At 66.8% G+C, this 4815-nt stretch carries 5 protein-coding genes; all 5 read left to right on the top strand.

Annotated elements, in window-relative coordinates:
• A partial coding sequence (locus ACK543_RS03030) for a hypothetical protein (protein WP_409941383.1) occupies positions 1–358 on the top strand: 358 nt, incomplete at its 5' end.
• Between the two features lie 518 nt (positions 359–876).
• On the top strand, positions 877–1914 hold the full coding sequence (locus ACK543_RS03025; RefSeq protein WP_409941384.1) for an MlaE family ABC transporter permease: 1038 nt from the start codon (positions 877–879) through the stop codon (positions 1912–1914).
• Positions 1915–2068: 154 nt separating this feature from the next.
• Positions 2069–2941 carry an ABC transporter ATP-binding protein gene (locus ACK543_RS03020; protein WP_409941382.1) on the top strand — a complete coding sequence of 291 codons (873 nt, stop codon included), beginning with the start codon at positions 2069–2071 and terminating at the stop codon, positions 2939–2941.
• Positions 2941–3906 carry an MlaD family protein gene (locus tag ACK543_RS03015; RefSeq protein ID WP_409941381.1) on the top strand — a complete coding sequence of 322 codons (966 nt, stop codon included), beginning with the start codon at positions 2941–2943 and terminating at the stop codon, positions 3904–3906. Before ACK543_RS03020 ends, ACK543_RS03015 begins: the two co-directional genes overlap by 1 nt.
• A gap of 36 nt (positions 3907–3942) precedes the next feature.
• Complete coding sequence (locus ACK543_RS03010; RefSeq protein WP_409941380.1) at positions 3943–4608, top strand: ABC-type transport auxiliary lipoprotein family protein; 666 nt, start codon at positions 3943–3945, stop codon at positions 4606–4608.
• The last annotated feature ends 207 nt before the right edge of the window (positions 4609–4815 follow it).

Below are 4815 nucleotides of genomic sequence, written 5' to 3'. Positions count from 1 at the left end.
GACCTTGCTCGAACATATGGGCGGCGCAGTCAAGCCGTTGCGGAATTCCGTTGAGAACGGTGTCCACACTCTGTGGCTTGAACTTTCCCCGTCAGAGAGCAGCCTTGACGATGCAGTCACTCGCTATGCCACACTCTTTGATGAGTTGTCCCCGGAGCTGCGAGCAGTGTGGAACAGTTGCACCGATCGTTGCGCCAATGTTGGACTTCAGGCTGGGTTTCACCCCCATGCGTTCCCATTACTAGCTTCAGGCAACGCGATAACCGAGCTCGCACGCCTGCGGCTGCGGCTTCAGATCACTCTGTATGCTCCCGATCCCCCAGCAATGGCACATACAACTCCGGGCACCGCAGCCTGAACCCTGCAAGGACTTTCCCCTAGGTCAAGAGGCTGTTGGTATTGATTGTGGAATTGGTCGATCTGGCGTGGTGGGCTTCGACAGTGGGGTCGACAGAGACTCACCTAACTCGGTCAAGTTGACCCGCCAGAGGCCGGCAGCTTACTTTGTTCGTTGTTCCGCCGCCCCATGGCGCGTTGGGGATCGATGAATTTTGTACCTCTTGCGCGGCGCACACGGTAGGATGACGTTTGTCTTTTGGCGTGCGTGTGTCGTGTTGCCTGTGCTGTTTGTACAGGGCTTGCCGCGCTGGGCGGAGCGGCAATGGCGTCTGGGCCCGCTGCACTGCGAGGCTTGTCTCCGTCGGCTGGCGGGTGCATGCACCTGTCTCCACACGCCGCCGCTGGCTGTTTTTCCTGCTCGCCTTGCCCACTAACGCACTTTCTTCGCCGGATCTGGTCCCCCGCCTCGTGGTCGAAGCGGGCGGGGTGCCGGGTGGGCGCTTGGTGCAGGTGCGGGGGCGCTGGGCCGCGGCAGAAATGGGCGACCGCAAGGTGGTGCAGGCCCTGTACAGCCAACTGCAGGCCATCCCGCCTGCAGCCGATGTGGCGTGGGACCTGCGCGGTCTGGCCTGGTTGGACCATGTGGGTGCGCAGCTGCTGTGGCGGCACTGGGGTCAGGCCTGGCCCGCGCAGATTCTGGTTGATCGGCGCGAGCGCGACATTCTGGAACGCGTGGCGCAGTTCACGGTGGCGCCGCCCCCCGAGGAGCCCTGGCGGCTGGCCGATCAGATGGACCGCCTGGGTGTGCTGGTGCTGCATGCCGTGGACCATGCCCGCCACCTGCTGCAGCTGGTGGGCCAGCTGGCGCTGGATCTGGTGCGTCTGGCGCGCGCGCCACAGCGCGGGCCCTGGCGCGATGTGTCGGGCCACCTCTACCGCATGGGGGCCACGGCGCTGCCCATCACGGCGCTGGTGGGGTTTCTCATCGGTGTGGTGCTGGCCTACCTGATGAGTCTGCAACTGCGCCAGTTTGGGGCCGAGGCGTTCATCGTCAATATCCTGGGTATCTCGCTCATCCGCGAGCTGGGCCCCATGTTGGCTGCCATTCTGGTGGCGGGGCGGTCTGGCTCGGCCATCACGGCGCAGATCGGCGTGATGCGCGTGACGGAGGAGCTCGATGCCATGCGGGTCATGGGCATTGCGCATGGCTTTCGGCTGGTGCTGCCGCGCACTTTGGCACTGGCCCTTGCCATGCCGCTCATCAGCGTGTGGACCACGCTTGCCGCGCTGTGCGGTGGCATGCTGGCGGCCGATGTGGTCATGGGCATTTCGCCGGCGTACTTTGTGCAGGCGCTGCCCGCGGCTGTGAAGATCGGCAACCTGGGGCTTGCGGTGGCCAAGTCGGTGGTGTTTGGCGCTTTCATTGCGCTGATCGGCTGCCACTGGGGTTTGCGCGTCAAGCCCAACACCCAGAGCCTGGGTGAGGGCACAACGGCATCGGTGGTCTCCTCGATCACCATGGTCATCATCGTGGACGCGCTGTTTGCCGTGGCCTTCAAGGATGTAGGAATATGAGGCCAGCCCCTGTGGCGCTTGGCGTCTTCCCCCTGCCATCGCACTGCGGCGCAGTGCGGGTTGGGGCACGCCGCCCGGATGGCGGGGCAGCCCTGGCTTTGGGCCTTGCCCATATCGTGCGCCGCAGGCCCATGGGTGGATGGAAGGGGCGGCCATGACGGAACGCATCGCCAAGCCACAGCATGTTGCCGTGCCGCCCGGCGAGCCGCCCATTGTGGATGTGCAGGGCCTGTGGACCACCTTTGGCAAGGGCGACGAAACCTTTCATGTGCACCAGGACTTGCAGTTCACCGTGCAGCGCGGCGAGATGCTGTCGCTGGTGGGGGGCTCGGGCACCGGCAAGACGGTGCTGCTGCGGCAGATCCTGGGGCTGGCCCGGCCCTCGCGCGGCACGGTCACGGTGCTGGGGCGCCCCGCCAGCGAGATGGGGCGCGAGGGCGCGGCCAGCCGGGTGGGCATGCTGTTCCAGCATGGGGCGTTGTTCTCGGCCTTCAATGCGCTGGACAACGTGGCCTTTGCGCTGCGCGAGCAGGGCACGCTGCCAGCCGAGCTGGTGCGCGATGCGGCGCTGGTCAAGCTGCAGATGGTGGGCCTGAAGCCCGAACATGCCACCCGCATGCCGGCCGACCTGTCGGGCGGCATGGTCAAGCGCGTGGCGTTGGCCCGCGCGCTGATGATGGACCCGCCGCTGCTGCTGCTCGATGAACCCACCGCCGGGCTGGACCCCAGCAGCTCGGACGACTTTTGCACCCTGCTGCGTGAGCTGCGCGCCACGCTGGGCCTCACGGTGGTGATGGTCACGCACGACCTGGACACCCTGTTTGCGCTGAGCACGCGCGTGGCGGTGCTGGCTGACAAGCAGGTCATCGTCACCGGGCCGCCGCACGAGGTGGCACGGTTCCAGCATCCCTTTATCGAGCACTTTTTCATGGGCGAGCGAGGCCGCCGCGCCATGGCCCCGATGCAGGCGCCGCCTGAACCGGCAAGCCCGGGCAGCGTTGCCGCGACAGACAAGGAACACCCCTGATGGAAAACAAATCTCACGCACTGGCTGCCGGCGTCTTTGTCCTGGTGGTGGCCGCCATGCTGATCGGGCTGGCCGTCTGGCTTACCCGCGATAACGCCAATTACGACCTGTATGAGCTGACCACCAAGGACGGCGTCGGGGGCCTGCAGCCCCAGGCCGCCGTGCGCTACAAGGGCGTGGCCGTGGGCAAGGTCACGCGCATCGGCTTTGACCCTGAGGTGCCCGGTAATGTGCTGATCCGCATCGCGGTGAACGAGCAGGCCCCTGTGAGCCGCACCACGTTTGCCGTGCTGGGCTACCAGGGCGTCACCGGGCTGGCGCACATTCTGCTGGACGACACCGAGCAGCCCAACCCCGAGCTGCCGCCCGGCCCCAGCGGCCTGCCGCGTTTGCTGCTCAAGCCCTCGCCCTTTGGCAGGCTGGCCGAGCAGGCACCGGCCATTCTGAGCCAGGTGGAAGAGGCCACCCGCCGCGTCAACCGGCTGCTGGGCGACGGCAACCAGCAGCAGTTGTCGCAAGCGCTGGCCAACATCAACCAGGCTGCGGCCGGCTTCAACACGCTCACACAGCGGCTGGACGCCACGTTGACCCAGCGGCTCGACCCAGCCCTGGCCGCTTTGCCTCCGCTGGCGGGCGATGCGCGCCAGACACTGCAGTCGCTGCGCCAGGCGGGCGACAGTGTGACCACGCTGGCAACCGACATTGGCCAAACCGCCCGGCGTCTGTCGGCCGAGGGTGGCGCCATCGACCAGATCACTTTGGGCACGCAGACGCTGGCCCGCGCCGCAGACCAGTTCAGCACCGCCACACTGCCGCGCCTGAACCGCGCGGCCGACGACGCCGGCCGCGCCGCACGCCTGATTGGTCGAACCGCCAACAGCGTGCAGGACAACCCCCAGTTGTTCATCTACGGCTCGGGCCGCATTCCGCCCGGCCCCGGCGAGCCCGGCTTCACCGCCCCCTGAGGAGAAAGCATGTTTGCTATAAAAAAAGTAGCTGTTATGGCATACGCAGCAGGCGCAACAGCCTTTTTTCCTTTGATTTTTCTGGCCGGATGCTCGGTCCTGCCCCAGCCACCGTCTCGCCCGGCGCTGTATGACTTCGGGCCGGGGCCGATCGAGCAGACGCGGGCTGAGCGCCGCATGCAACCGCTGCCGCCGCTCACGCTCGACGACATCGAAGCTCCGGGCGTGGTGGAGGAGAGCAACACCGTGCTGTACCGGCTGGCCTATGTGGATGCGCAGCGACTGCATCCCTACAGCCAGGCGCGCTGGAACCAGCCGCCTGCGATGCTTTTCCACCAGCGCCTGCGTGAGCGGCTGGGCCAGCACCGCGCCGTGCTGCGCCCGGACAACGGCGCGGCCCTGGCGCGCAGTGCCGAACTGGATGGCCGACTGCCGCCCGTCCTGCGGGTAGAGCTGGAGGAGTTCAGCCAGCTCTTCACCACGCCCACCACCAGCGCTGGCGTGATCCGCGTGCGTGCCACGGTCGTGGATCTGCTGCCCGACGGGGAGACTTTGCGCGGCCAGCAGGTGTTTACCGCCAGCGTGCCGGCCCGCACCGCCGATGCGCCGGGTGGCGTGGCGGCACTGGCGCAGGCGTCCACCCAGGTGGCGGAAGAGGTGGTGGCGTGGCTGGAGCAGACCCTGCCGCCGCGGCGCAAGTAACCCTAAAAACGGCAGTTGACCGCTTGTCATCTTGCGGCACACCGCGTGGACTCGGGGCTTGCGTTCTTTTCGCAGCCTCACCTTTGGGGTGACAGCGCTATGCACTTGCCAGCACCGCTTTTGGAGCGCCATGCGGTGTTGCTTCTCCTTGCAGGCACGAGCCTGCCGCGTCGTCGCGCCTTGCCTGGCACCCCAACAGCAGCGCTG

It is taken from the genome of Acidovorax sp. (assembly GCF_046341535.1).
Classification (GTDB): Bacteria; Pseudomonadota; Gammaproteobacteria; order Burkholderiales; family Burkholderiaceae_C; genus Acidovorax.
The sequence above is the reverse complement of the archived record's forward strand: the minus strand, read 5'-3'. Positions and strand labels throughout refer to the sequence as shown.

Excerpts from the sequence above, each read along its gene's own strand:
- ACK543_RS03020 (WP_409941382.1), top strand. The coding sequence starts at position 2,069 with ATGACGGAACGCATCGCCAAGCCACAGCATGTTGCCGTGCCGCCCGGC.
- ACK543_RS03010 (WP_409941380.1), top strand. The coding sequence starts at position 3,943 with ATGGCATACGCAGCAGGCGCAACAGCCTTTTTTCCTTTGATTTTTCTG.
- ACK543_RS03025 (WP_409941384.1), top strand. The coding sequence starts at position 877 with ATGGGCGACCGCAAGGTGGTGCAGGCCCTGTACAGCCAACTGCAGGCC.
- ACK543_RS03015 (WP_409941381.1), top strand. The coding sequence starts at position 2,941 with ATGGAAAACAAATCTCACGCACTGGCTGCCGGCGTCTTTGTCCTGGTG.